The 25,916-nt window shown below is 57.3% G+C and carries 28 protein-coding genes and 1 pseudogene; 21 read left to right on the top strand and 8 right to left on the bottom strand.

Translation table 11 applies throughout. The annotated features are described in order from the left end of the window. The first annotated feature begins 3 nt into the window (after positions 1 to 3). The 10 genes from pspB to yfiB all read left to right on the top strand — a co-directional run bounded on the left by pspB (position 4) and on the right by yfiB (position 8,850). Positions 4 to 240, top strand: a complete 237-nt coding sequence (gene pspB, locus ONZ54_RS13400; RefSeq protein ID WP_005310764.1) for an envelope stress response membrane protein PspB — start codon at positions 4 to 6, stop codon at positions 238 to 240. Then, positions 237 to 641, top strand: a complete 405-nt coding sequence (gene pspC, locus ONZ54_RS13395; protein ID WP_271786409.1) for an envelope stress response membrane protein PspC — start codon at positions 237 to 239, stop codon at positions 639 to 641. The genes pspB and pspC overlap by 4 nt, the downstream gene beginning before the upstream one ends. 131 nt (positions 642 to 772) lie before the next feature. Continuing rightward, positions 773 to 2,179, top strand: a complete 1,407-nt coding sequence (locus tag ONZ54_RS13390) for a YcjX family GTP-binding protein (protein ID WP_265431797.1) — start codon at positions 773 to 775, stop codon at positions 2,177 to 2,179. Between the two features lie 69 nt (positions 2,180 to 2,248). Further along, positions 2,249 to 3,292 (top strand): YcjF family protein, encoded by a 1,044-nt coding sequence (locus ONZ54_RS13385; protein WP_271786408.1) that lies wholly within the window; start codon positions 2,249 to 2,251, stop codon positions 3,290 to 3,292. A 169-nt stretch (positions 3,293 to 3,461) separates the two neighbouring features. After that, the gene (gene phhA, locus ONZ54_RS13380) at positions 3,462 to 4,256 is read left to right on the top strand and encodes a phenylalanine 4-monooxygenase (RefSeq protein ID WP_271786407.1); all 795 of its coding nucleotides are present in this window, start codon (positions 3,462 to 3,464) and stop codon (positions 4,254 to 4,256) included. 53 nt (positions 4,257 to 4,309) lie between these two features. Continuing rightward, positions 4,310 to 4,663, top strand: coding sequence for a 4a-hydroxytetrahydrobiopterin dehydratase (locus tag ONZ54_RS13375; RefSeq protein ID WP_271786406.1), 354 nt, complete (start codon positions 4,310 to 4,312; stop codon positions 4,661 to 4,663). Positions 4,664 to 4,797: 134 nt separating this feature from the next. Beyond that, positions 4,798 to 6,345 (top strand): transcriptional regulator TyrR, encoded by a 1,548-nt coding sequence (gene tyrR, locus ONZ54_RS13370; protein ID WP_021139596.1) that lies wholly within the window; start codon positions 4,798 to 4,800, stop codon positions 6,343 to 6,345. Between the two features lie 197 nt (positions 6,346 to 6,542). Then, a complete protein-coding gene (gene yfiR, locus ONZ54_RS13365) occupies positions 6,543 to 7,094 on the top strand; it encodes a regulatory sequestration protein YfiR (protein WP_005310778.1) in 552 nt (183 codons plus the stop codon). Next, positions 7,091 to 8,359: a diguanylate cyclase DgcN/YfiN gene (dgcN, locus tag ONZ54_RS13360; protein ID WP_125609326.1), complete on the top strand. Its 1,269-nt coding sequence runs from the start codon at positions 7,091 to 7,093 to the stop codon at positions 8,357 to 8,359. The genes yfiR and dgcN overlap by 4 nt, the downstream gene beginning before the upstream one ends. Before the next feature lie 2 nt (positions 8,360 to 8,361). Next, on the top strand, positions 8,362 to 8,850 hold the full coding sequence (gene yfiB / locus ONZ54_RS13355) for an outer membrane lipoprotein YfiB (RefSeq protein WP_021139593.1): 489 nt from the start codon (positions 8,362 to 8,364) through the stop codon (positions 8,848 to 8,850). A 59-nt stretch (positions 8,851 to 8,909) separates the two neighbouring features. On the opposite strand, the gene ONZ54_RS13350 is transcribed toward yfiB, so the two are convergent. Further along, positions 8,910 to 9,641: a TerC family protein gene (locus tag ONZ54_RS13350; protein WP_131730514.1), complete on the bottom strand. Its 732-nt coding sequence runs from the start codon at positions 9,639 to 9,641 to the stop codon at positions 8,910 to 8,912. A gap of 110 nt (positions 9,642 to 9,751) precedes the next feature. Between ONZ54_RS13350 and ONZ54_RS13345 the strand changes: the two genes are divergently transcribed. The 3 genes from ONZ54_RS13345 (at position 9,752) to ONZ54_RS13335 (ending at position 13,031) form a co-directional block, all read left to right on the top strand. Next, on the top strand, positions 9,752 to 10,867 hold the full coding sequence (locus ONZ54_RS13345; RefSeq protein WP_271786405.1) for an ATP-NAD kinase family protein: 1,116 nt from the start codon (positions 9,752 to 9,754) through the stop codon (positions 10,865 to 10,867). A gap of 123 nt (positions 10,868 to 10,990) precedes the next feature. Then, the gene (locus ONZ54_RS13340; RefSeq protein WP_271786404.1) at positions 10,991 to 11,269 is read left to right on the top strand and encodes a YfcL family protein; all 279 of its coding nucleotides are present in this window, start codon (positions 10,991 to 10,993) and stop codon (positions 11,267 to 11,269) included. A gap of 97 nt (positions 11,270 to 11,366) precedes the next feature. Further along, the gene (locus tag ONZ54_RS13335) at positions 11,367 to 13,031 is read left to right on the top strand and encodes an AMP-binding protein (protein ID WP_058394647.1); all 1,665 of its coding nucleotides are present in this window, start codon (positions 11,367 to 11,369) and stop codon (positions 13,029 to 13,031) included. A 78-nt stretch (positions 13,032 to 13,109) separates the two neighbouring features. On the opposite strand, the gene cdd is transcribed toward ONZ54_RS13335, so the two are convergent. From cdd to ONZ54_RS13320, 3 genes are all read right to left on the bottom strand, one after another. Further along, positions 13,110 to 13,991, bottom strand: coding sequence for a cytidine deaminase (gene cdd, locus ONZ54_RS13330; RefSeq protein ID WP_271786403.1), 882 nt, complete (start codon positions 13,989 to 13,991; stop codon positions 13,110 to 13,112). Positions 13,992 to 14,179: 188 nt separating this feature from the next. After that, positions 14,180 to 14,866 carry an LrgB family protein gene (locus ONZ54_RS13325; RefSeq protein ID WP_169046276.1) on the bottom strand — a complete coding sequence of 229 codons (687 nt, stop codon included), beginning with the start codon at positions 14,864 to 14,866 and terminating at the stop codon, positions 14,180 to 14,182. Then, on the bottom strand, positions 14,863 to 15,219 hold the full coding sequence (locus ONZ54_RS13320) for a CidA/LrgA family protein (protein ID WP_005310798.1): 357 nt from the start codon (positions 15,217 to 15,219) through the stop codon (positions 14,863 to 14,865). Before ONZ54_RS13320 ends, ONZ54_RS13325 begins: the two co-directional genes overlap by 4 nt. A gap of 200 nt (positions 15,220 to 15,419) precedes the next feature. Between ONZ54_RS13320 and ONZ54_RS13315 the strand changes: the two genes are divergently transcribed. Further along, a complete protein-coding gene (locus ONZ54_RS13315; RefSeq protein ID WP_271786402.1) occupies positions 15,420 to 17,129 on the top strand; it encodes a glycoside hydrolase family 36 protein in 1,710 nt (569 codons plus the stop codon). Positions 17,130 to 17,212: 83 nt separating this feature from the next. Here ONZ54_RS13315 and ONZ54_RS13310 read toward each other — a convergent pair whose 3' ends face one another. Continuing rightward, positions 17,213 to 17,719, bottom strand: coding sequence for a hypothetical protein (locus ONZ54_RS13310; protein ID WP_005310800.1), 507 nt, complete (start codon positions 17,717 to 17,719; stop codon positions 17,213 to 17,215). A gap of 152 nt (positions 17,720 to 17,871) precedes the next feature. Beyond that, complete coding sequence (gene sbcB, locus ONZ54_RS13305; RefSeq protein WP_271786401.1) at positions 17,872 to 19,287, bottom strand: exodeoxyribonuclease I; 1,416 nt, start codon at positions 19,285 to 19,287, stop codon at positions 17,872 to 17,874. 188 nt (positions 19,288 to 19,475) lie between these two features. On the opposite strand from sbcB, the gene ONZ54_RS13300 reads away from it, so the two are divergent. Further along, positions 19,476 to 20,675 (top strand): tyrosine-type recombinase/integrase, encoded by a 1,200-nt coding sequence (locus ONZ54_RS13300; RefSeq protein ID WP_265434015.1) that lies wholly within the window; start codon positions 19,476 to 19,478, stop codon positions 20,673 to 20,675. A gap of 29 nt (positions 20,676 to 20,704) precedes the next feature. Here the strand turns inward: ONZ54_RS13300 and ONZ54_RS13295 are convergent, their stop codons facing one another. Beyond that, a complete protein-coding gene (locus ONZ54_RS13295) occupies positions 20,705 to 20,884 on the bottom strand; it encodes a helix-turn-helix transcriptional regulator (RefSeq protein ID WP_265461420.1) in 180 nt (59 codons plus the stop codon). 328 nt (positions 20,885 to 21,212) lie between these two features. On the opposite strand from ONZ54_RS13295, the pseudogene ONZ54_RS13290 reads away from it, so the two are divergent. The 6 genes and pseudogenes from ONZ54_RS13290 (at position 21,213) to ONZ54_RS13270 (ending at position 25,266) form a co-directional block, all read left to right on the top strand. Next, positions 21,213 to 22,253 (top strand): annotated as a pseudogene (locus ONZ54_RS13290) (IS481 family transposase). Between the two features lie 42 nt (positions 22,254 to 22,295). Beyond that, entirely contained in the window at positions 22,296 to 22,577 is a 282-nt protein-coding gene (locus ONZ54_RS23280) for a DUF6402 family protein (protein WP_409241474.1), read from the top strand. Further along, positions 22,574 to 23,002 (top strand): DUF6201 family protein, encoded by a 429-nt coding sequence (locus ONZ54_RS13285; protein ID WP_265448502.1) that lies wholly within the window; start codon positions 22,574 to 22,576, stop codon positions 23,000 to 23,002. Before ONZ54_RS23280 ends, ONZ54_RS13285 begins: the two co-directional genes overlap by 4 nt. 122 nt (positions 23,003 to 23,124) lie before the next feature. Next, on the top strand, positions 23,125 to 23,610 hold the full coding sequence (locus ONZ54_RS13280) for a hypothetical protein (RefSeq protein ID WP_271786400.1): 486 nt from the start codon (positions 23,125 to 23,127) through the stop codon (positions 23,608 to 23,610). 1,245 nt (positions 23,611 to 24,855) lie between these two features. Continuing rightward, positions 24,856 to 24,984 carry a hypothetical protein gene (locus ONZ54_RS13275; RefSeq protein WP_265461422.1) on the top strand — a complete coding sequence of 43 codons (129 nt, stop codon included), beginning with the start codon at positions 24,856 to 24,858 and terminating at the stop codon, positions 24,982 to 24,984. A gap of 27 nt (positions 24,985 to 25,011) precedes the next feature. Continuing rightward, positions 25,012 to 25,266: an ADP-ribosylglycohydrolase gene (locus ONZ54_RS13270; protein ID WP_265461423.1), complete on the top strand. Its 255-nt coding sequence runs from the start codon at positions 25,012 to 25,014 to the stop codon at positions 25,264 to 25,266. Between the two features lie 260 nt (positions 25,267 to 25,526). Here the strand turns inward: ONZ54_RS13270 and ONZ54_RS13265 are convergent, their stop codons facing one another. After that, on the bottom strand, positions 25,527 to 25,703 hold the full coding sequence (locus ONZ54_RS13265) for a hypothetical protein (RefSeq protein WP_271786399.1): 177 nt from the start codon (positions 25,701 to 25,703) through the stop codon (positions 25,527 to 25,529). Between the last annotated feature and the right edge of the window lie 213 nt (positions 25,704 to 25,916).

Below are 25,916 nucleotides of genomic sequence, written 5' to 3'. Positions count from 1 at the left end.
CGGATGGAAGATCTGCTGGGCGTATTGATGGTTCCCATGGTGGTCTTCATGGTGGTGGTGGCCCCTATCTGGCTGGTGCTGCACTACAGAGCCAAGGGGCGGATCGGTACCGGTCTCGCCGATAGCGAACGGGAGCAACTGCAAGGCTTGCTGGCCCGCGCCGAGAAGATGCAGGAGCGGGTCGGCGCGCTGGAGTCCATTCTGGATGCGGAAGTCCCGGGCTGGAGGAACAAGGTATGAGTCCATCGAATCGGGAGGGGCGCAATCTCTATCGCGACCCCCAACAGGGCAAGATAGCCGGTGTGTGTGCCGGCCTTGCCGACTACTTTGGGGTGGAGACCTGGATCGTGCGGCTGCTGGCCATCAGCGGTCTCATCTTTGCAGGTTTCATCACCTTAACCGCCTACATAGCAGCCTGGTTTCTGCTCGATAAAAAGCCGGTCACCCTCTATCAAAACGAGGAGGGAGATTTTGCCGAGGTGCGCATGAAGGCGCGCAGCTGGCAGGCGGGGATCACGCCCCATCAGGCACTGGGCCGTATCGCGCAGGAGCTCGATACTCTGGAGCCCAGGCTGCAGCGCATCGAGAAGCTGGTGACCTCCAAGGAGTTCACCCTGCAACGGGAATTCAGCAAGCTGTGAATCCGTGACGGTTCGATGAGGCCTGCCGGACTCATCGAACCTGCATGACCAATCTGGTTGGCAGGTTCGGTGAGTGCAACCGGGTCGTACGATCGAGAATAAATGGGACAAACGGGAGAACGGGATCCGCTTTGATACGCAACAAACTCGAACAAAAATGGTCGCTCTTGCAGCACAAGGCCACCGACGTGGTGAACCGGGTACGGGATCGTCACATACGACTGGCAGTGACGGGTCTTTCCCGCAGCGGCAAGACCGCCTTCATCACAGCGCTGGTCAACCAGCTTGAACATGCGGCCATCGATGGCCGCTTGCCGTTGTGGGATGCCCAGCGGCAGGGGCGGATCCTGGGCGCCCGTCGGGTGCCCCAGAAAAATGCCCATATTCCCACCTTTGCCTATGAGCGCGGGCTCGATGCCCTGTTTGGCGATCCCCCTGCCTGGCCCGATCCCACTCGCGGGGTGGCCGAGGTTCGCCTCGAGATCCGCTATCGCACCCGCCATCCCTTGCGCAAGCACCTGGGAGACATGTCCACCCTCTATGTGGATCTGGTGGACTATCCGGGGGAGTGGCTGCTCGACTTGCCGTTGCTTGAACTGAGTTATGAGCAGTGGAGCGAACAGGTGCGTGATCAGCTGCGTCGCCCCGAGTTGCAGGCGCTGGCGGCCGCGTGGCTGGCGACTGAGTGGCAGGCCGAGCAGACCTTCGAAGAGCGGCCTGTGGCGGAGCTTGCCGAGCGTTACACCGATTACCTCCATGCCTGCAAGCGCGAGCTTGGGCTGCACCTCATCCAACCCGGTCGCTTTGTGCTGCCGGGAGAGTATGCCGGTGCCCCCATGCTGCAGTTTGTGCCATGGATGTGGGCCAAACCTGCTGGCGAGCCCGCCGATGGCACCCTCTATGCCACCCTCAAGCAGCGTTTCGAGCAGTACAAACAGCATCTGGTGCAGGGTTTTTATGAGCAGCACTTTGCCGGTTTCGATCGTCAGATAGTGCTGGTGGACTGCCTGCAACCCCTCAATGCCGGCGCCGCCAGCTTTGGTGACATGCAGCAGGCCATCGCCCGCATCATGGAGAGCTTTGCCTACGGCAAGAGCAACTGGTGGCGACGGCTCTTCTCGCCGCGCATCGACAAGCTGCTGTTTGTGGCGAGCAAGGCCGATCACGTCACCCCCGAGCAGCACGGCCCTCTGGTCTCTTTGCTCCAGCATCTGGTGCGCAGCGGCCGGGGTCAGGCACGCTTTGAGGGGATCACCACAGAGTGTCTGGCGCTGGCTGCTATCAAGGCGACCGAGGTGGGCAAGGGAGTGGCCAATGGCCGTGAGTTTCCCGCCATCCGCGGTACCAGCCTCTCGGGGGAGCCGTTATTGCTCTTCCCGGGGGAGGTGCCTGCCCATATCCCGCCCGCACAGTGGTGGAACAATCAGGGCTTTGATTTTCAGGCATTTCGCCCCTTGGCGATGAGCGCCCATCAGGCGCTGCCCCATATCCGGCTCGATGCGGCGCTGGAGTTTCTGCTCGGGGATCACCTCGAATAACCCAGGCTCTGTGGCAATGGATACAGATCAGGCATGGCTGCACAGCCGCGTGGAGGAACAAGCAAAAAGATGAACGATCAGACAAAACACAGGGCCAATGAGACTGCGCCGTTGCAGGGCAAGGTGATCCTCGAGCCCAGCTTGTCGGTGGCGAGCGAAGAGCGGCCGCCGGCTCCGGCCCAGCAGCTGGAAGAGGCTAGCTTCGAGCGCCTCGACGAGCTCGATGATTTCACCGACGTGGAGCCCGCCCTCACCATCAAGCCGCGTCGTCGCCATCGGCTGCTCGCCTGGGGGCTGGGGGCGGTTGGCCTGCTCTCTTTGGGGCAATATGGCGTCTTTCTTTATGACCAGTTGCTCACCACCCCGCTTTGGGGCAGCGCCTGGTTGCTGGCCTCCGGTCTGGTGGCCGTGGGTACGGCCGGCGTAGTGGGGCGCGAGTGGTTGCGGCTGCGCACCCTCAAGCGGCGCCAGGATGTGCGCTCGCGCGCCGACGATCTGCTGGCCCGTCAGGGCGTCGGGCAGGGGCAGGCTTTTTGCGAGGCGCTCGCCGAGAAGAGTGGCGACAAGGGGCGCGAGGGGTACCAAAGCTGGCTGAGCCAGCTCGACGAGAGCCACAGCGATCGGGAAGTGCTGACCCTCTATAGCCAATTGGTGCTCACCGAGCGAGACAAGCTGGCCCAGGCCCGGGTGGCCAAATGGTCGGGGGAGGCCGCCGTGCTGGTGGCCCTGAGCCCCCTTGCCACCGTCGACATGATGCTGATGCTGTGGCGCAACCTGCGGATGATCGAGGACATCGCCGACGTCTATGCCATTGAGCTCGGTTACTGGAGCCGCATCCGCCTCATTCGTCAGGTATTTCGCAACATGCTCTATGCCGGTGCCACCGAGTTGGTGACCGAGGTGGGGATGGACTTGCTGGGAGCCGAGCTTGCCGCCAAGCTCTCCGCCCGCGCCGCGCAAGGGGTGGGCGCGGGTCTGCTCACTGCCCGCCTTGGCCTGCGTACCATAGAGGCGTGCCGCCCGTTGCCTTGGTGTGGTGACGAGAAACCCAAGCTCGGTGAGCTGCGCAAGCGGCTCATCGGTCAGCTGGCGGGGTATCTCAACAGGGGGTGACGGCCCGGGCCTCGACTGTGGTTGTCACAAATTGTTTACAATTTGCGTCGATAGTCGACCCCGGGGTCGGCTGCTTTTTTGAGGGGCAAACCGTTACAGTGATCCTGTCAGTCAACGATGAGTCGCCGATGCTTGGATGTCCGGGCGTGCGCACAGGATGGAACCGCTCATGGCAAGTCTCTACACAGCACACCAGCCAGATTCCCTGGGTCTTGTCCATTACTCGAATGAGGAGCATGGGACCTGGCAAATCCTGATCGAGCGCCAGCTCGCAGCCCTTGCCGGCAAGGCTTGTGACGACTATCTGGCGGGGCTGGAATGCCTGACGTTACCCCGTGATCGCATCCCCCAGCTGATGGATATCAATGCCGTGCTGCAACCCGCCACCGGCTGGTCGGTGGCTGCCGTGCCCGCGCTTATCTCGTTCGACCGCTTCTTTGCCCTGCTGGCCAATCGCCAGTTTCCGGTGGCTACCTTTATCCGGCGCCGGGATGAACTCGACTATTTGCAAGAGCCCGACATCTTCCACGAGATCTTCGGCCACTGCGCCATGCTGACCAATCCCGCCTTCGCCCACTTCACCCATGTCTATGGCCAGCTTGGCCTGCAGGCGAGCAAGGAGGATCGGGTCTTTCTGGCCCGGCTCTACTGGTTCACGGTGGAGTTCGGTCTGCTCAATACCCCTGCCGGGCTGAGAATTTACGGTGGCGGCATTCTCTCCTCCATCGGCGAGACCACCTATGCCCTCGGTGGCCAGCCTGTGCTGCAACCCTTCGATCCCATAGAAGTGCTGCGCACCCCATACCGTATCGACATCATGCAGCCCACCTATTTTGTGCTGCCTGAGCTGGCGGCGCTCTACCGTTTGGCGGAGCAGGACATCATGACCATGGTGGGGGAGGCGAGGCGCCTCGGCCTGCGCCCGCCACGCTTTGAGCCGGCGGCCGGCAAGCAGGCGAGCTGAACTCACCACGATTTTTCGTTATCTCATTCCCATTGATGAACAAGGAGAGACCCATGTCCGAACTGGCCAGCCAGCAGTGTGAAGCGTGCCGCGCCGATGCCCCCAAGGTGAGCGAGCAGGAGCTGAGCGAACTGATGCACCTCATTCCCGACTGGCAGCCGCTGGTGGTGAAAGGAGAGCTGCAACTGAGGCGGGAATTTACTTTTCGCAACTTCAAGGAGGCGCTGGCGTTTACCAACCGTCTGGGTGAACTGGCGGAGGCTGAGTTTCATCACCCTGCGATCCTGACCGAATGGGGCAGGGTGACCGTCAGCTGGTGGACCCACAAGATAGGCGGATTACACCGCAACGACTTCATCATGGCGGCGCGTACCGACCAGTTGCTCAGCGATCCGCTGCACAAATAAGCCTCCTCCAGTGACTCGGGCCTGCCCGGCGAAAGCGGGGCGGGCCCGCATTTTTATGGGCCAGCGCTCGCACTGGCGGGATCGAGTCTGTATTATCCGGTCATTCATAGAGTTAGCTAGGAAGTGTGTCCCGAATGCGTCTTGAAGTCAGCTGTGAAGACCGCCTGGGCCTGACCCGGGAACTGCTCGACCGTCTGGTGGAGCACAACATCGATCTGCGCGGCATCGAAATCGATACCTCAGGCATCATCTATCTCAACTTTCCCGAGCTGGAGTTTCGCGATTTTCAGCACCTGATGCCGGAGATCCGCCGCATTCCCGGCGTCTATGACGTCAAGACCATCCCCTACATGCCATCAGAGCGTGAACACCACGAGATTGAGGCCCTGCTCAAGGCGCTGCCGGATCTGGTGTTCTCTCTCGACGCCAAGGGCAAGGTGACCCAGGCCAACCAGTCTGCTCTGACGACCCTGGCCCTGCCGGTGGAAGAGATACGTGGCATGGCCCTTGGTTCTCTGGTCAAGGGGTTCTCCTTCAGCCGCTGGCTGGAGGCGAGCGAAATCAAGCCGCAGACCTGCAAGCTCAGCTTCAACGGCGAAGAGTATCTGGCGGATCTGATGCCGCTGTTCGTGGCCGAAGAGAAGGGCCGCCAGGCCCTGGCCGGCGCCGTCGTGGTGCTCAAATCTGCCCGCCGGGTCGGCATGCACTTCAGTGCCTTGCACGCGGTGGAAGTGGGGGGCTTCGAGCACCTGCAGGCCGAGAGCCAGAAGATGAAGCAGGTACTGGTAGAGGCGAGCAAGCTGGCGATGCAGGATGCGCCGCTGCTCATCGTCGGCGAGACTGGCACCGGCAAGGAACTGCTGGCCCGCGCCTGCCACGGTGCCAGCCTGCGTTCCAGCCACCCCTTCATGGCCCTCAACTGCGCCGCCATGCCGGACAACGTGGCCGAGAGCGAACTGTTTGGTTACGCCCCCGGGGCGTTTGGCAACAACACCGAAGGCAAGCGCGGCGTGCTGGAGCTGGCCAGCGGCGGTACCCTGATGCTGGACGAGATCGGCGACATGTCTGCCCATCTGCAGACCAAGTTCCTGCGGGTGCTGCAGGACGGGGTGTTTCGCCGGGTCGGTGACGAGCAGGAGGTGAAGGTCAATGTGCGCTTCATCTGTACCACCCAGAAGCAGTTGCTGGATCTGGTGCACGACGGCAAGTTCCGGGAAGATCTCTACTATCGCCTCAACGTGTTGAGTCTGGCGCTGCCCCCTCTGCGCGAGCGCAAGGCGGACATCATGGCGCTGGCCCAGCAGTTTGTTTCCCGCTTCGCCAGCGAGTTGCAACGGCCAAGACCGCGCTTTACCCGCAACATGGCCGAGTACCTGACGGCCTACCGCTGGCCCGGCAACGTGCGTCAGCTGCGCAACTGCCTCTACCGCGCCATGACGTTGCTGGAAGGGGACGAAATCGGCCCGGAACACGTGGACTTGCCGGTGGCCGCCGATGCCATGCCGCTCATTGACGAGTGGTTCGAAGGGGGCCTGGACGAGGCGGTGAAACGCTTCGAGAGCCGGCTGCTTGAACGGCTCTATCCAGCGTTTCCTTCCACTCGTCAGTTGGCCAAGCGCCTCGGCGTGTCGCACACCGCCATCGCCAACAAATTGCGTGAATACGGGATCAGCAAGAAGTAAGCGAATGAATTCAAGTGATATATCGGGGCTCACGCCAGCGTGGGCCCCTTTTCTTATCGCGACAATTGCTGGCGCACCCCCTTGCTCTGTCGATGTTGCCTTGTCATGCTGCTGACAAGTTCAATACTACATTCATCCGGATCTCCCTGAACGGGCATCAGCCCTTCAAATAGACCGCATGTTCAATAAGCGCAGGCATGATGCACTTTTTTTCTCTGACCCGGTCCCTGGCGTGGTTGACGCTCCTGTTCTGCTCGCTGGCGCTGGCCCGCGAGCACCTTCCTTTGACCTCTGCCGAGCTGCGCTCAGAGCAGGTGCGACAGACGGTGCTCGACATACTCAGCTACACCCGCTGGCCCACCGAGCCAGAGGAATTGCGCTTATGCATCGCCGCGCCGACGGAATATGCCACAGCGCTGTTTGCCATCAAGCAGCAGGCCAATGGCCGGCCGGTCAGTGTGCGCCGTTATGATGTCGAGGATGAGATGCTGGGGCGGCAGTGCGATGTGCTTTATCTGGGAGTGCTGGCGCCGGAGCGGCGCCTGCCATTGTTCCAGCGGCTGCGCGGCCATGCGATTCTCAGCATCAGCGAGCAGAGCGCCGAGTGTACCGCCGACGCCGTATTCTGCTTGCAGATAGGGTCGGAGCGTATTCGCTTTCGGGTCAATCTGGATGCCCTCGCCAGGAGCGGAGTGCGGGTCCACCCCGCCGTGCTGAAGCTGGCCAGAGCGGATGAGGAGACACCATGAAGGCGTTTTTTCGTTCACAGGCGCAGCGGCTCACCTTGCGACAGAGCTTGGGACGCACCCACATGGTGACGTCCCTGACCGCTGTTTGTATGGCCGGTCTGCTGTTGACCGGTATCGCTTTGCTGGCCCTGCGTATCTATGCGGACCACAATCTGGAGCTGGTGGCGCGTGCCATCAGTTACACCAGTGAAGCGGCCGTGGTATTCCATGACGAAGAGGCCGCCAAGGAGGCGCTGCAGGCCATTGTCACCCGCGAGGATGTGGCCCAGGCCAGTATTCAGCTGCCCAGTGGCAGGCCGCTGGCAAGCTGGAGCCGGGCCATGACCACCCCCTGGTCGGGTCTTGAGCAGTATCTTGCACAGATCATCCTGCCCGGCCCCATCGAGCAGCCCATCATGCGGGGCGGCGTCGAGATAGCCCGCGTCCATCTGGTCGGCCACGGTCAGTACCTGCTGCTGTTTCTGCTGCAAACCCTGATGGCCATGCTGGTCTGCCTCATCCTCAGTGCCATGGGATCTATCTATGTGGCGCGCTGGATGCAAAACTCCATCACTGTGCCGCTCAAGAAGCTGGCTCAGGTGGCCCACAGTGTCAGTCGTCAACGTACCCTTGCCATGCGGGTGCCCGAGGCCGACATCGCCGAGTTGCACGAACTCGGCCAGGATTTCAACTCCCTGCTCGATGAACTGGAGGCCTGGCAGGCCCACCAACGGCGGGAGAACGCCAGTCTGCTGCATCAGGCCACTCATGATGCCTTGACCGGTCTGCCCAATCGTGCTCTTTTTGAGGCTCGTCTGGATCAAGCTGTGACCACGGGCCGTTTGCAAGAGGAGCGGTTTGCGCTGCTCTACCTCGACTGTGATCGCTTCAAACAGATCAACGACACCCTGGGCCATGCCGCCGGGGATGACGTGCTGATCGCCTTGGCCAGACGGGTACAACATCAGCTTCGGCCGATGGATCTGGTATGTCGGCTGGGCGGCGACGAATTCGCCATCTTGCTGACGCCTCTGTTGCAAGAGAGCGAAGCGCAGGATGTGGTGTCCCGCATCCAGCAGGCGATGGCTGACCCCGTGGTACTGGGGGATGGTCGTCAGCTGGTGGCCGCCATCAGCATAGGCCTCGCCGTGTATCCGGATGAGGGACTCACTGCCGGTGAATTGTTGCAGCAGGCTGACAATGCCATGTACCAATCCAAACGGCTGCGTCGGGAGCTTGCACTTCATGACCAGCTGGAATTTGATGTTTCTGCTGAGGAAAAATAACAATGAAGATCACTGTCCTGATGAAAACCGGCCTGATAGGCCTGCTGTTGAGCGTGTTGGCGGGCTGTCAAAGTGCCCCTCGCGGTCTGACGGCGGAGCAGATCGGCGTACTCAAGGAGCAGGGCTTTCGCCTGACCGACGAGGGTTGGACTCTGGACTTCTCCAACCGGGTGCTGTTTGCCAACGATTCGGAAACCCTTAACCCTGACACCCGTGTCCTGGTGGAAAAGCTGGGCATGACCTTGCTGGGGGTTGGCTTGAACAAGGCGCGGATCGATGGTCACACCGATTCCAACGGACCTGAGGCTTATAACGATCAGCTCTCTCTGAAGCGGGCGAAATCGGTGGCCGATGTGCTGGTGTCGGTCGGCATGCAGCCAGCCAACCTGGATATCCGTGGTCGCGGTGAACGGGATCCGGTGGCAGACAACAAGACGGCTGCCGGTCGGGCAGAGAACCGCCGCGTTGGCATCATCATCAGCAACGAATAAGCCGGTTGTGTGGATAAAAAAAGAGCGCCTGATGGCGCTCTTTTTTGTGGCTTGTCCGCTTACTGTTCGAGCTTCTTGCTGTCGTGGTGACTGCGCAGACGGATGTTGATCATCTCCACCGTCAGCGAGAAAGCCATGGCGAAGTAGATGTAACCCTTCGGAATGTGCAGATCCATCCCCTCGGCCATCAGCGCGAAACCAACCAGGGTCAGGAAGGAGAGTGCCAGCATCTTGATGGTGGGGTGGTTGTCGACAAAGTCCCCGATGGACTTGGCGGCGAACATCATGATGAAGACGGCGATCATGATGGCCAGCACCATGACGGGCACGTGATCTGCCATGCCGACTGCCGTGATGACCGAATCCAGGCTGAACACGATATCGAGGATGGCGATCTGGATCAGGGTGCTGACGAAACCGGAGGCGACCGCCATGGAGCCCTCCGGCTCGGCGGCGCCTTCCAGGGTAGCGTGGATCTCGTGGGCACTCTTGCCGATGAGGAACAGGCCTCCCAGCAGCAGGATGAGATCGCGCCCCGAGATGGCCTCACCCAGTATGGTGAACAACGGCTCGGTCAGGCGCATGACCCAGGCAAGCGACAGCAGCAGCAGGATACGGGTACCCATGGCCAGCCCCAATCCCAGGATCCGCGCCTTCTGACGTTGCGCCTCGGGCAGGCGGGCAACCAGGATGGAGATAAAAATGATGTTATCGATACCCAGCACGATTTCGAGCAGGGTAAGGGTTGCGAGCGCAACCCAGGCAGAGGGGTCAAGAGCCCATTCCAGCATGACTGAACCTTGGTTAACAAAATGAGAGGAAGCGGATTCTAGCAGGCGCAACATGGCTTGTCCCCATGCCTTGAAAAGATAAAATGGCGGCTGACCAGAGGGAGAAATCTATGTTTCGTTTAGGGCTCATCATTAACCCGGTCGCCGGCATTGGTGGCGCGGTTGGTCTCAAGGGCAGTGACGGCGTGGTGGCTGAAGCGCTGGCTCGAGGGGCCGTGCCCAAGGCGCAGGAGCGGGCACGACAAGCCTTGTTGCCCCTGTGCGATCTTGCCACCCCATTTGAGCTGTTGACGGTCGCGGGCGAGATGGGGGCCGATCTCGCGGCGTCTCTTCAGTTGCCTTGTCGCATCGTCTATCAGCCCGTCTCTGGTGCTACCACGGCGGCCGACACTCGCGCCGCCGCCGACTTGATGCGTACGGCCGGCGTCGATCTCTTGCTGTTTGCCGGCGGCGATGGTACGGCACGGGACATTTGCGCCGCTGTCGGGGAATCCTGCCATGTGCTCGGTATTCCGGCGGGCTGCAAGATCCACTCCGGCGTATACGGCGTCACCCCCGCCGCCAGTGGTCGTGTGGCAGCCCGCATGATCGCCGGCGAATTGCTGAGTCTGGTGGATGCCGATGTGATGGACATCGACGAAGAGGCATTTCGCCTGGGCAAGGTGCGAGCCCGCCACTATGGCCAACTGCTGGTACCGGGAGATCTGCGCTACGTGCAGGCGGTCAAGCAGGGGGGGCGGGAGTCCGAAGAGCTGGTACTGGCAGATCTTGCCGCGGGTGTGGTGGAGCAGATGGAGCCAGATACCCTCTACCTGATGGGCTCCGGCAGCACAGTCGCTGCCTGCATGGCGGCGCTGGGGCTGGAAAATACCTTGCTCGGCGTGGATCTGGTGGAAAATGGCCGGCTTATCGGGCAGGATCTGTCCGCCGCCGAGATCCTGACCCGGATTCGCGGTCGTCACTGTCGTCTGATCATTACCCTGATCGGCGGTCAGGGACATCTGTTCGGGCGCGGAAATCAGCAACTGAGTCCAGAGGTGATCCGGGCTGTCGGGCGGGACCAGATCCAGGTCCTGGCTACCAAAGCCAAGCTGGCTGCCCTCGGGGGCAGGCCGCTGCTGGTGGATACCGATGATCCGGCACTGAACCGGTCGTTAAGTGGTTATCTGCGCATAACCACGGGATACAAGGATAAGGTCATCTACCCGGTGGCCAACCCGGAATAGGACATCAAGGATGCGGCTGGCCTTGCGCCAGAGAGCCGCGATCAACCGGATCGCGGTTCCACTCTCCCGAATTATTTTGCCGGCAATTTTTTGCCAGCCACTCTGAAAATGAGGCTGCGTTACATGACGATTCATGAATTTGAGCACAAGTTGTTGGGACTGATAGACGCCATGGTGGCCACGGCGACTGAAGATGAGCTGTTTGCGGGGGGGTATCTGCGCGGTCACATTTCGCTGGCGGTGGCGCGTGCCGAGCTGGAAGGCAAGACACTGGTGCGGGATGTAAAGAGTTATGTACTGCGTAGCCTGAATGAGGCCATCCTGGAGGGGGAGCTCTCCGAGCAGGATGAAGAACTGGTACAAGCCATGTGGAAGGGCTTGCAGCAGCAAGCGGAAGCTTGATCGAATACACATTTCAAACAGAAGTTTTAGTTGACGCTTCCCTGAAGTTAGTGAAAGGTTAATAATAAGTTTCGCCTTTTGTTTCAGGGATTAAACTATGGCTTCCTCTTCACGTATTGCCAATAAACTGCCGCTCGAGATGCTCTACCATTGGGAGCGGCAGTGTCCTGACCGAGTCTATCTTCGTCAAACCATCAACCGCGAATACGTCGACTTTACCTGGGGTGAAGTGGCTGACGAAGCGCGGCGCATGGTGACGGCGCTGCGTCATCTGGGGCTGGTGCCCGGTGACAAGGTGGCCCTGCTCTCCAAGAACTGCGCCCAGTGGTTTATCGCTGATCTGGCCATGCAGATGGGGCAGTACGTGAGCGTGCCCATCTATCCGACCGCCAACGTCGATACCATCGAATATGTGCTGCGTCACAGCGAAGCCAAGGCGATCTTCGTCGGCAAGCTGGATGACTGGAAGAGCCAGGAGGCGGGTGTGCCTGCCTCCCTTCTGCGCATCGCCATGCCCTATGAGACCATGCCCGCCAGCCATCAGTGGGACGATCTGCTGGAGGCGCACGAACCTATCCCCGACAGCCCGGAGCAGGTGCCGGATGCGCTGCTGAGCCTGGTCTACACCTCAGGCAGTACCGGCAAGCCCAAGGGTGCCATGTTGAGCGTCGAGCGTTATGCCTGGTCCTGTGAAAAGCTGGTGGAAGCGGTGGAGCTGACCGCCACCGATCGCGGTTTTTCCTATCTGCCGCTCGCCCATATCACAGAGCGGGTTTACATCTATGGAGGCAGCCTGTTCAGCGGCGCCACCATCGCTTTCCCCGAGTCGCTCGACACCTTCATTGATGACGTCAAGCGTTGCCGTCCCACCGTCTTTATCTCTGTGCCCCGGCTGTGGGCCATGTTCCGCATCAAGATCCACGAAAAGCTGCCCCAGAAGAAGCTGGAACTGTTGCTCAAGATCCCGTTTGTCTCGGGTCTCATCAAGGGCAAGTTGCAAAAAGGGCTGGGGCTGGATCAGGCGCGGGTGCTGGGTTGCGGCTCGGCGCCAGTGTCACCGGCCCTGCTGCAGTGGTACAACAGCATCGGCATCAAGATAACCGAAGCCTGGGGCATGACGGAGAACCACGCTTTTTCCACCCTCAACTACCCCTTCCGCGCCGACAAGATAGGCACGGTCGGCAAGGCGGGGCCCGGGGTGACCATCAAGATTTCCGATGAGGGGGAGATCCTCTGTCGCTGTGACGGCATGATGCTGGGGTACTACAAGGACCCCGAGCACAGCAGCGAAGCCATCGACGCCGACGGCTGGCTCCATACCGGCGACATGGGCAAGCTGGACAGAGAGGGCTACCTCACCATCACAGGCCGCATGAAGGATGTGTTCAAAACCGCCAAGGGCAAGTATGTGGCACCTGTGCCCATTGAAGGCTTGCTGGGACAAGAACCCATCATAGAGCAGCTGTGTGTGATTGGTTACGGCATGCCCCAGCCCATTGCGCTGGTGCAGCTGGCCGAGAGTGCCATGAAGGGTAATCGGGAAACTATCAATGCCCAGCTGGAGGCGGCGCGCAACCGGGTCAACGATCAACTGGAATCTCACGCCAGAATTCGCGGCATCTTGGTGGTGAAGACGCCCTGGAACATTGAAAACGGTGTACTCACCCCCACCATGAAGATCAAGCGCCACCTGCTGGAGCAAAAATACGCAAACATCGGCGAGCAGTGGTCCTCCTCCCAGAGCATCATCTGGGAATCCTGACGGACTGACGTGACTCAGCGATCAACAGCAACAACAAGGGGAGCCAATGGCTCCCCTTGTTGTTGGGCGTCATGTACCTCAGACGGCCTGGTATTCCAGCTCGACCGAGCCCAGCGCCTTGAGGGTGGACTGGGCGGAATCCCGCTGGCTGATCTGGCCGTTTTTGCTCTCCAGCAGCACGGCGCGACGGATGCTGGCGAGATCTTCGCCGCACAGCACAGCGTGGGCGCAGGCCATCTGCATCGGCGGCAGGCTGGGATTGAACGCCGCGTTTTCAGCGTAGCGACCACAGAAGAGGCGGCCATCGGCAAACAGCAGCGCCACGGCGGCATAGCCCTGACTGTAGGGAGCGTAGCTTTGACGGGCAGCCGCCAGTGCCGCTCGCCAGATCGGATCCTCGCTCTCGAGCACCAGCTCGTCATGGGCTTGCGGGCTCATCAGGGCATCGGTGATGTCGAGATCGGCCGGGCCAAAGGAGTGGGGCAGGAAGGATTGCAGCGCGCTCAAGTCGTCAGGCAGGGAGACTTGCAGCGTTTTGGCCGTGCTCAGCTCGTTCATGAACTGGCGGCAATGGCCGCAGGGGGTGTAGTTGACCGTGATCTCGCTGATCCCTGTCTCACCGCCCAGCCAGGCGTTGGAGATGGCGGATTGCTCCGCATGGACCGAGTGGAACAGCCCTTGTCCGGCAAATTCCATGTTGGCGCCGAAATACCAGGTTCCGCTCAGGCCGCAGGCAATGGCACCGACGAAGAACTTGGAGATGGGCGCCACCGAGCAGGCGGCGGCCAGTGGCAGCAGCGCCAGACGCAGGGCGCGATCTTCCAGCCCTGTGGCGGCTTTCAGGGTCGCCACCTGCTGTGGCGTGAAACAGGCCTGGAAATCGTTGTCCAGCATGGGCAGCAGCGCCGCTTTGAGCGGGGCGGACAGGGTATCGAGTGGCTTGGCAAAACGGGGATGCATAGTGTGTCCTCAAAGGCCAATTGGGGGGCCATTGTAGGGAGCAAGCTCGGCAAAATGTGTGAGCGCGCTCACGCCCTGACGGGCAAAAGGAGGAGGAGGATAAAGGAAACGTTTGTCTTGCGCAAATTGTGCGTCAGCTCGCACAGTGGCGGGCCAACAGGCCCGCAGCGCCAGCAAATGGGTGACCCTCAGGTCAACCAGTGATAAAGAGCAAACAGCAGGGGGGCGACGGCGGCGGTGAGGATGCCGCACACCACCATGGCCAGCGACGAGAAGGCGCCCTGGGTAATGCCCTTCTCGGCAGAGGTGGCGGTACCGATGGCGTGGGCGCAGGCTCCCATGGCCAGTCCCTGGGCCTCGGGGTCTGTCACCCGCATCAGTTTGAGCAGCGGGTACCCTATCAGAGCGCCGACGATCCCGACCACCACCACCACGGCCGCCGCTATGGCAGGTATACCGCCGATGGACTGGCTGACGCTCATGGCAAGCGGGGTTGTGATGGACTTGGTGGCGAGCGATGCCAGCAACGCCGGGTCGGCGCCCATAAAATGACCGACAACCAAAGTAGTACAGACTGAGATCAAGACGGAGGCCAGAGTACAGACCAGGATGGGCTTGAGCCTGGCCTGGATCTGGCGGGCCTGCTGATACAGCGGCAGTGCCAGTGCCACCACGGCGGGTTCCAGCAGGGCCGTGATGGGGAGGGTGCCACTCTCGTACTGCTCAAGGGGCAGATCCAGCCAGAGCAGCAGGCCTATGATGACGGCGGTGGGTACCAGCACGGGATTGATGATGGGCCAGGGCAGGCGGCGATAGAGGGCCCGGGTGGCAAAATAGAGTGCCAGGGTCAGGGGAATGGCAAGCCAGAAGATCATTTGTTCATCCTCTGGTACAGGCGCCCGACAGTGCCCAGGATCAAGACTATCCCGAGCACTATGCAGAGCATGATGAGACCGAAGGACTGGCGCAGGGGCTCAAGCCAGGCGACCAGGCCGACGGCCACCGGCACGAAGAGGACGCCCATATGCCGCAGCAGCAGGCCAGCACCGAGCTCGACCCAGTGCAGCTTCACCAGCTGCAAGGAGAGCAGCACGAACAGCAGCAGCATGCCGATGATGCTGCCGGGGAAGGCAAAAGGCAGTATGGCGGCCAGGGTTTTACCCACCAGCAGGCAGGCGACTATGACCATGAAGTCGCGAAGGTAGAGCAAGGCACGTTGCGCAATCACCTGAGCCTCAACTTGGAAACTGTGAATGAATGGGCAGTTTACCAGAGAGGCAGGGGCGCGGCATTAAAACAATAACAGCTGAAATTAGTTCGATGATGGCTGATTTCATTGAAGATTCTTTGATAGCAGACCTTTCTGAACCATGGGTTTTCAAGACCATGGCGTGCTGAACACATATTTTACAATTACAAGGAGTAGCCATGACATCCCTCTTGTCCCGCGTGCGTCAACTGGCGGCCGATAGTGATCTGCCCCCTCAGTTGTTGCAGACCCGTCAGTGGGACGGGTCCCTGTGCCGGGTCCGGCTCGACAACACGGGCAGTGACGATACCCGGGTCGCTCGCTGGGTACTGTTTGATGGCAAGCTCGGCCTCCCGCTCGACACCCCTCTCTATGGCGAAGGGTTCCAGATGCTGGCCCAGACCATGGGCAGCTGGCAATCCCCGCAACCGGTTGGCCGTTGCCCCGATTCAAGCGTCTATCGCATCACGGACGATGATGGCTATCACACAGTTCATAACCTGTTGCTGGTGGAGCATGACAAGGGTTGGCTGCTGCTCGCCTTTGCCAGTTGTCACCGTTTTGGCGGCGAGTTTCGCCTCTATCCGGATGGCCGCTTGCAGATCCTGATGAACTGCGAAGAGCGCCTGTTGTCTGCCGGCCAGCACTGGCAAAGCGAGGCGCTGATCTGCCTGGAAGGGGCGGACAGGGAGGCGCTGTTGGCTGAACTGGCGGAGCGGATCGCCGCCGAACACGGCTCGCTGATCGGTCAGGTGGGCGAGCGCCCCAATGGTTGGTGCTCCTGGTATCACTATTATGCTGACGTCAGCGCCGATGACATTCGCGAGAATCTGGCGGTGCGTGCCGAGCGTTTCCCGGCCCTGCGCTACGTGCAGATCGATGATGGCTATCAGGCCAAAATGGGGGACTGGCTTACTCCTTCGCCCAAGTTCGAGCAAGGGGTGGCTGCGCTGGCGGCCGAGATCCACGCCGCCGGATGCGAGCCCGCACTCTGGGTTGCCCCCTTTATTGCCGAGCCAGGTTCACAGGTGTTTCAGGATCATCCCGACTGGTTCGTGAAGGGGGAAGATGGCCTGCCGTTGCCCTCCGAGCGAGTCACCTATGGCGGCTGGCGCTGCACCCCCTGGTACGTACTCGATGGCACCCACCCCGAGGTGCAGGCTCACCTCGAGGGCGTGTTCCGCACTCTACGCGAGCAGTGGGGCATTCACTACTTCAAGCTGGATGCCAACTTCTGGGGCGCCATCCATGGCGGCCGCTTCCACGATACCTCCGCCACCCGGGTGGAAGCCTATCGTCGTGGGATGGCGGCTATCTTGCGCGGGGCGGGTGAGGGGGCTTTCCTGCTTGGCTGCAACGCGCCCATCTGGCCGAGCCTGGGACTGGTACATGGCATGCGGGTGAGCGACGACGTGGAGCGCAATGGCCACCGTTTTCGCCAGATCGCCCGCGAGGTCTTCTGCCGTGCCTGGCAGAACGACAGACTATGGGCGCTCGATCCTGACTGCATCTGCCTGCGGGATCTGCCGAGTCAGCAGGCCAGCCCTGCGGATTACAGCTTCCATCTGGCGGCGCTGGTGGCAAGCGGCGGCATGATGCTGGCGGGAGACAGACTGCAAGCGCTTGATGGTGAGCAAGGGGGGCAACTGCAAAAGCTGCTGGCCTTGTGTGCAGTCCGTGCCCCGTCTGCCCGTTTCGAGTCGATGGAGTTTGTCTGCGGCGAAGTGGTGTTGCCTGAAGGGGGCAGCCTGCTTTGCCTGTTCAACTGGGAAGCGCAACCCCAGGAGTGCCTGTTGCCGGAAGGTGGGCAGGATTTCTGGGACGAGGGCGCCATCGGTACCTCGCTTACTCTGCAAGGGGGCGAGGGGCGGGTGATCCGCTACCTCTGATCCTTTGCTGCCATAAACAATTCAGGCTCCCATCGGGAGCCTGAATTGTTGGTAAATCCTGTCAATATGCTGACCGCGTGAGGTCAGTAACGCCACTCGAAGCCGATGGCGTAGTTGGCGGCGCCATAGCCGGGGATCTCGTTGCTGGAGAGCAGCGCCTTGAAAGTGAGCCGGGCGCTGAGCGGGATACCGAGCCCCAGGCCGATGGCGACCTCATCATTGGGGTTGCCAATCACGTCGGCCCGGATCATGCGATAGAGCGACAGATCCTTGCTCATGTGCACATAGCTTTGTGAACTTTGGTTATAGAGCTGACCAAAAACCTCGAGCTGGAAACCGGCCTGGGGGGTAATGGCCAGCGGCACCCCCACAAAGTTGTAGAGATCGGAGCGGTTGAAATAGCTGTTGGTGATCTGGGGGGTGAAGTCGGTCTGCTGGTAGAGGTGGTTGAAGTTGCTTTCGATCAGTTGATAGGTTTGCTGCGGCAACCGCAACAGGTAGTCGGGGACATCAAAACGTACTGCCGCCATGCTGGCCGATGGCAGCAGGGAGCAGACGAACAAACCGAAACCGGGCAATCCTGAGCGCATCAGATGAAGCATCTCCAAGGGTCGATAGCCAAACACAGTCAATGCAATGTTAGTGCACAAATAGTTGAAATTTCGGGAGTCTTTACTCCCCTGCCCATTATGAATGGGGTGAGGGGAGCATACAGTCATTTAACTGTGAAACCGATCACATCTCATAGATCTTCGAGGTAGCGATAGAGACTCTTGAGAATCGCAAAGTTCCGTTCGTTCCCCTGATTCTGCTCCGCCAGTGCCTCGAGACGAGGGGCATAGTCCGGCAGGCGGCGGCTGAAATAGTCGCTGCAGTGCAGACGCCAGCGTTTTTGCTCCGCCTCACTCAGGGTATGGGGCCAGTTGCGGGCGCGGTAGCGAAACAGCATCTCTGGCAGTCGCGCATCTGTGAAGGCAAACTCACGCTCACCCAGCAGGTCGGCCGGGGTGGCCCGTACCAGATCCATGGTGGACTTGTCGCCGTGGCCGAAGAAACCGGCGTAGAGCTGGGTATCGGGGTCCGGGTCATTGCTGCCCGCGAACTCCTGATTGAACACCTCCACCAGTTTTTCACGCACCTCGGGGTGAGCGCGCAGCAGGTTCAGGCTCTTGCGGCACTGCTCCCGGTCGATGGTGAGCTCATCGGCACGTTCCGGTGTCAGGGTGGCGGCTGGCGCCAGCACAGGGCATTTGTTGATGTGCACCAGTTTCACCGGAATGGCGGCCAGATCCCCCAGCTCGTCCTTGCGGGTATAGAGCCGCTCGCGGATCTCCTCGCTGGAAAGCTCGATGAGCGGGGTCGGGTCGCGGGTCAAATCCACCATGATCACCGCATTCTGGTTGGTGGGGTGCCAGGCGAGTGGCGATACCCAGCTCACGCACCCCTGCCAGGGGGAGAACATGCCGGAGACGTGGACCAGCGGCTTCATGGTCACCACATCGATGAGCGCCTTGACATTGTTCTTGTTGCGCAGGGCAAACAGGTACTCAAACAGCTTGGGCTGGGCCTTTTTCACCAGCTTGGTCATCTCTATGGTGGCCAGCACGTCCGAGAGCGCATCGTGGGCATTGGCGTGGGCCACACCGTTGGCCACCGTCAGCTTCTCCAGCCTGAAACTCGGCTTGCCCTCCTCATCAAAGGCCCATTCGATCCCCTCCGGGCGCAGGGCATAGCAGGCCCGCAGCATGTCGAGGATATCCCAGCGGGAGTTGCCGTTTTGCCAAGCGTAGGCGTAAGGGTCATAGAAGTTGCGATAGAGGGTGTAACGGGTCACCTCATCATCGAAGCGGATACTGTTGTAGCCCAGCACGCAGGTATTCGGTGTAGCGAACTGCTCGTGGATCTGGCGGATGAAATCCGCCTCGCACAGTCCGTCTTTCATCGCCTTTTGCGGCGTGATGCCAGTGATGAGGCAGGCTTCCGGATCCGGCAGATAATCCGCCGGCGGCTTGCAATAGATGACCAGTGGCTCGCCGATGATGTTGAAATCCGCATCGGTGCGAATACCGGCAAACTGCGACGGCCTGTCCTTCGCCGGACTGATCCCGAAGGTCTCGTAATCGTGGAAATAGAAAGTAGGATTTGTCTGCTGGCTCATTTCGTGGTTCTGAATTGTGTTTATATGCTTGAAAAACAAGTCGTTATACGGTGCGTCATCTCAGATTGTCTCACTTTGTCCGATCTTGATTCAGTCCGTTTCAGACCAGTTTGGTACGTATCTGTGTACAGGTCAGGACGCGTTAATGTGTCAGTGAAAAATCAGATGACCAATCACAGGAGAGTCATATGCCACTTACTGATGCGAAGCTACGGGCCCTCTATGGTAAGCCCTACTTTGGCAAGACGGAATTGTCAGATCGTGATGGATTGTCAGCTCGGGTCACCGAGCGTGGCACCATTTCATGGCAATATCGCTATCGCTGGCAAGGAAAGGCGGCGAGACTCAAAATTGGACGCTATCCCGACCTTAAACTCGCTGATGCCAGGGCATTGATCCCTGCTATCCGTGGTGCACTGGAGCGTAACGAACACCCCAGAGTTTTCTGGGATAAGCTCCACCAGAAGCATGATGTCACACTTAAACAGTGCTGCGAGCATTTTCGTGAGCACCATCTGCCCAAGCTGCGGCCTCGTACGGTCATGCTTTATGAGCATACCATGCAGCGCTATTTCGAACCTCTGTTTATTGGTATTCCGGTGGAACAGATCCCGTTTTCGAGCTGGCTGGAGTGGTTTGATAAGATTGGCAAGAAAAAGCCCAAAAATGCGGGTCATTTATTGCGCAGATTAAAGTCCATTCTTAGCTTTTGTATTCGACGTAATCTCATTGGCGGCTCCCCGGTGTTGCAATTACGCACCGAAGACGTGGGCTCTCAACCAGAGAGAGGCACTCGCGTACTGACCATGCGTGAACTCGCTCAGATTTGGATTGCATTTGAACAGAGTAGGGCCAGCCGCGGATTAAAATTGGCCGCCAAACTGGTGATCCTGCTTGGCTGTCGCAGTGGTGAGGCATTGGGTGCGCAGTGGAGTGAGTTCAATATGGAGGAGCAAATTTGGACGGTTCCCGCTGCTCGTGCCAAAAGTGGGGCGCCAATACGTCGACCTATTCCTACCCGGGTGATGATCTTGCTTCAAGAAGCGGCGGCGAAATCTCGGCTCAAGGGCGGCCCTGTATGTCGCTCACCGGTGAATCCAAAGATGCCATTAAGTAGTGCATCTCTCATCCAGCTAGCAGAGCGGGTGAGAGATAAACTGGATCTGCCGTATTGGCGTATGCATGACATGCGTCGGACGCTGAGTACGCGTTTATCGGAAGAACGCGTCATGCCTCAGGTAACCGAGAAAATGCTTGGCCACCGAATGGCGGGTGTGATGGCTATTTACAATCTTCATGATTGGACCAATGAGCAACGTGAGGCATATGAGTTATGGGATAAAAAATTAATGGAAGCTGTAAAATCCTTGCAGGAACTAAAAATATAACCGAACCATAAAATGGTGTAATTCATCATCTAAGATGAGTGCTTTTCACTTGATATCCAGCTATTTACCGCAGCGGTCGAATAAAAGCCTTTATTGAGAGGTGGTGGGAATTTGTCTTCTTTAATCCATCTATACAGCGTTGATCTAGATATGCCAAGTATTTTTAATAGTATTTTGGTTTTTATTAGTGCTGGTTCATTGTTGTTCATATATCCTCCTGTTTTTTAGGAGGTTAAACATGATTGGCACATGTGTCAATTTGCCATATTTTTAGACGGCTTGCTTTTATGATATATAAAAACAAACCACCGCCTTCATACTGTAAAAATCAATTTAATAATTGTTTTTGTGTATTATAAAAGCAATGAAAATGGCTATGGAACAATTTGGCTTATGGTTATGACATGTAAATTTCAATAACAATTTTGGTGTATGGAGATGGTATTCACCTGACAGTTGCCCACAAAAGGGAGTGGTCATACGGCTTCAAACCGGATAACAAAACGGTACCCCTACCGTGTTATCTGGAGTCATCATATGACCACCAACTAGAAAGTAGCACGTCGCAAACTCAGCCTGCTAGAGCTCGCCAAAGAGCTCAATAACGTCAGCAAAGCCTGCAAGCTCATCGGCTACAGTCGTCAGCAGTTCTACGAAATCCGGCGCAACTACCAGACCTATGGCGCCGAGGGCTTGTTCGACAAATTGCCCGGCTGTAAAGGCGCTCATCCCAACCGGGTTGCGCCCGAGATTGAGCAGGCCATCCTCGATTACTCCCTCACCAGACCAACCCATGGCCCGCTGCGGGTCGCGCAAGAACTGGCTCTGCAAGGTATCAACGTCAGTGCTGGTGGGGTTCGTGGCGTGTGGCAACGTCACGACTTGCTCTCCAAACACGACCGCTTGTTGCGCCTCGAGAAAACCCACAGGGAGCAGACCATTGAGCTCAATGACGAGCAAATTCGCCTGTTAGAACGTTTCAGTCCCGAGTTCCGCGAACGCCAGATTGAGGTTCACTACACAGGGGAACTGGTGGCGGTCGACACCTTCTTCGTCGGCGCGCTCAAAGGGGTTGGCAAGGTTTATCTGCAAACTGTGCTGGATTGCTACAGCCGCCACGCCTGGGGACGGCTCTACACCAGCAAGCTGCCGGTGACCTCGGTCCATGTACTCAACGAAACGGTGCTGCCGGTCTTTGAAGCCCATGAGGCACGGGTCTATACCATCCTGTCGGACAACGGGCGCGAGTTCTGTGGGCGCCCTGACTACCATCCCTACGAGCTGTTCCTGCAACTGGAGGGGATTGAGCACCGGACCACCAAGGTACGCAGGCCGCAGAGCAACGGCTTTATCGAGCGACTGCATCGAACCTTGCTGGATGAACACTTTCGTATCAAGGGGAGAACGATCTGGTATGAGTCGGTAGAGCAGATGCAGACAGACCTGGATAGCTACCTGGAACACTACAACACCCAGCGGCCACATCAGGGCAGGATGATGGAGGGTCAGACCCCCTACAGCATGTTCAAGAAGGGTCTGAAATTGATACCGAAGGAAGTGCGCACTAAAGTAGCGTAAACAAGACACCGGTTTGAGGCCGGTGTCAGGTGATAACTAGATCTGTACAATGATTTTGTTGATGGCAATAAGATAACAACTGAGCCATTGGGAATATGGAGTGAAAATCGTGTGTTAACTAAAGCTGAAAGTGCTACCTACTTATCATCTTATGGTGCTGGTTTATATGGGATGTTAGCTCGGAAATGGAGCGGGTTTGTTCCTATATTTAATCGCGATTTTCGCGATTGGCAAGATAAACATCATTCGGGAGGAGATTTTATAGTATTTTCAGATGTGCTTTGGTTACATCCTCTCCCAAATCAGAGGATTATATATTTATGAAGAAGCTTGCTATGTTTTTGACGGTGATATTTGTGGCATATTGGTTACTGCTAGCACACGTATCATGGGACATCTTTGACAAGACTCCATCTGTTAGTGTGGTGTCAAAAAATGGAAAGTACAAAGTGTTTTTAAAAGCAGTATACCCAGTGAATCCCACTGGTATATATTGTCAGCTCACTACAGAATCGCCAATATTTTTTGAATTATATGATGCAAAGGGAGAATATGTAGGTCAATCATCCCCCTTTGTATGCTACGGAGAATGGCGAGATGTTCCATATCGATTTCCAGGGGAAGAGTTTACATCTGATATTGACAGCTTCGTTGTTTTTGATGACGAATATAATGGTAAGTTAAATATAAGCACCAAGCAAAAAAAATGGTGGAGCATGATCCTATCTCCATTTCATACAAGGGGATGAGTTGCTAATGGGCTAGATGTATGAAAACGAAAATAATGGATTTTTTTATGCGGCTTTTGTGGCGAAGCCAGACGTCACATCCCCCTCAGATACGGGACGTATTTAGAGGTTCTGGATTCACGATGGCTCCAGACCAAGCATACAGTCGATACCCCAAACCATTGCCAGCAGATCCGGAGACTGAAGCTTACATCATTCGGTTTCTTGTATCAGAGGACTACAGAGACACCCTGATGCAGTTGCTTGCTGGTTTAAGCTATGAAGTCCTTGAGATACCTACTCAAGTCGTGAGGCGTTCTGCGGATGAGACAGGTCAAAAGTTGATGTTATTTCTACATCAGTCTTTCTCTGGAACAGTAGTTTCGATTGCAAGTGACGACCTAGAAGTATTGGAGTTGCTGCAAACAACAAAACTATATCCGCCCCTTCCTGGAGACTCCTTCCCCTGGATTGATCCTGAAACCATGGGTGCTCTACAAGGGGACATCGAATACTGGTGGGATCATTTTTGGTTACCATTCTGGGAGTTGTTGAGCCAAGACGAGCAATCGGCCTTAGACCTAGAACCTGAGTGGCGAGAGTTCATTGTTAGCCATCAATCAGTGTAGGTCATGGCCACATGAATCACGCTATAGTTCAAAGATTTAGAGAGCTGATGCGTAGATTCAATACACCAAACTAAGGCGAGAAACATGTTCTATGGGAAAAACAATGTTATCCCTATACTATTTGTAGGCGTAGCGTCAGCACTGTCATTTCTCTTGGTAGAAGAAGTTGGGCGCATTATTTACATGACGCTTTTCACACCTACATCTGGGGGGCGTGAATTGTACTATGCGATTTGGCTGTTCAGTATGTAATTAGCACCAGTTGGTATAATGTTGAGCTGCATTTTAAAACTGAAATAAAATTGGAATACCTTTTTTTAGCATGCTTTTCATTTTCAGTTGTTATGTATTTAGAGATAATCCACTGTGGGCGACTCTATTGCTTGTATCGTATCTGGCTGCCTTGTTTGTCGCCTTTGTTTTAAGGGTGGCTATAAGCAAAATCTCCATCTTTTATGGTCGGCGTTGCTGATTTTAATTGTCACCCCCTACGCTTGTTGAAAGTTTGTCTTTGGAGCGTTAGCCATCTTTCAATGATGGCCAGAGTCTTACCGACCCTAGCCTTTTTGTTTCTAGCCCGCCTCGTGCGGGCTTTGTCATTTCTGGGGGGGTGATGAGCAAAGAAGAAGGGGTAGCTACGGCCACAGTGGTTTCAGTGATGGTTAGACCACTACAGTCGCGATGTGTGACGGTGCTGCCGAGCGACTTTATAGCAACGCACAGAGTCGGTTTGCCCCCATGCTGGATCAGTGGGTTAGAAGGTAACCGGACGTGAGCTCTATGAGTGCTTGAGTCAAGGTGAGTTATAGCGACTGAAATACCGGCGATGACAAGTCCGTAGCCTTGCTGGTTGTCCCGGGTGTTAAGATTGCCTGATTGACCCGCTTGTTTTTGCAGCGATGGGAAAGTGACAAGCGCGGTTTTCCCCCAGGTGGCGTGACGCGCTTTATCGCCGAGCTCTCTTGCAGTTTCCATGCATCTCGGTGAGCCAACCTTGCTTCATTATCAATCATCATTGGAGTGTCATGACATTGACGCCGGGATCGGATCTGGTGGCCCTGGGGAAGCTGTTGCCTGCTGTCAGCCGAGCGAGTAACGGCGCTGACCACTTTATTAGCCAAAGATGTATTTCACCAACAGGGTGAGACTTCACCGCTGGCGGTTGTGACGGCATTGGCTCTCCATGTTGAGCAACATCGGCTGGATCGTACTTCACAACCTATCTACCAAGGGCGTGAGCAACTGATGGAGGGTGCTGCTGATTTGCTGGGGGAGGATGCCAGCTTTGAAGATCAGGATGCATTTCGCCTGTTGGCGTTACTGCTCGACAAGTTACAGCGGGGAGGGCGTGGCAGTCGTCAGGCAATTGGATAGTCTCACGATAAGCGTCATGGAGCAGCGGTGCTGGCAGCCACATCTCCGAATAGCGGCGCTGTGGTGCGTGGCAGCTGGCGGCGCAAGTCACGCAATCAGCTGGGCCATGCCAGCTGGTTGGATGTGGTAGAATCCGCCCTCTGGTGCTTTTGGCATGGTGACTCACTTGCCAGCGGTGAAGTATTGCTCGGCGTACTGTTGGGCCGGGATGAGCGAGTGCGATTGGTCTATGGTCTGTTAGTTGGTGCTTTCTACATGGATGAGTCCTTCAGACTCGGATAAGGTTGTTTCAATGCTGCAGCAAGCGATTGAAATATAAAACAAAAATGAACTTCTGCAGTTTGTGACCACGAACTTCTGCATGCTGTGTTTCACATATGAAATAGCTGGACGGGTCTGGCTTGGATCTATTACGGCAAAAGTGGATGAAGTTCTGACGGTCAAGTTACTCAAACGAACATCGTTGCTATTTGTAGCAATAGCCCTCAAATTTCATATTGTCCCCATTGTGTACCACACCCATCTGCATAAGCTAATATAAATCAGTCTATTAAAAATAGGCATATTGCAAAATGTAGATAATGGGGGGGGGCTGCAATGGCTTTTTGTGCACGAGCGGTGAAGCTATCTTTACTCACCATGCTTCTGTTACTCCGCGCTTCAGCACTATGGATACGAAATACGGCTTCTGGGATCATTGTTTTTTTATTGCTCATCATAGATCTCCCTGTTATCTCCAGTGGACTTACTGGATAGCGACAATGTATGAAAATAGAAGCCATCTGACAGGGGACAAAAAATGGAAATTTTTCAGGGTTATGACTCAAGGCTGAGTTGAAGGTTGGATTGGTGAGAAGCTGCGGCTCCCTGAAAAAACGACCATGTGTTTGATCTGTGCCGCCTGTGTTCACACCTCTTGGCAGTTTTGCGCC

Origin of the sequence: Aeromonas salmonicida, from assembly GCF_028355655.1 — a bacterium.
GTDB lineage: Bacteria > Pseudomonadota > Gammaproteobacteria > Enterobacterales > Aeromonadaceae > Aeromonas > Aeromonas salmonicida.
This window is presented reverse-complemented; position numbering and strand designations above follow the sequence as displayed.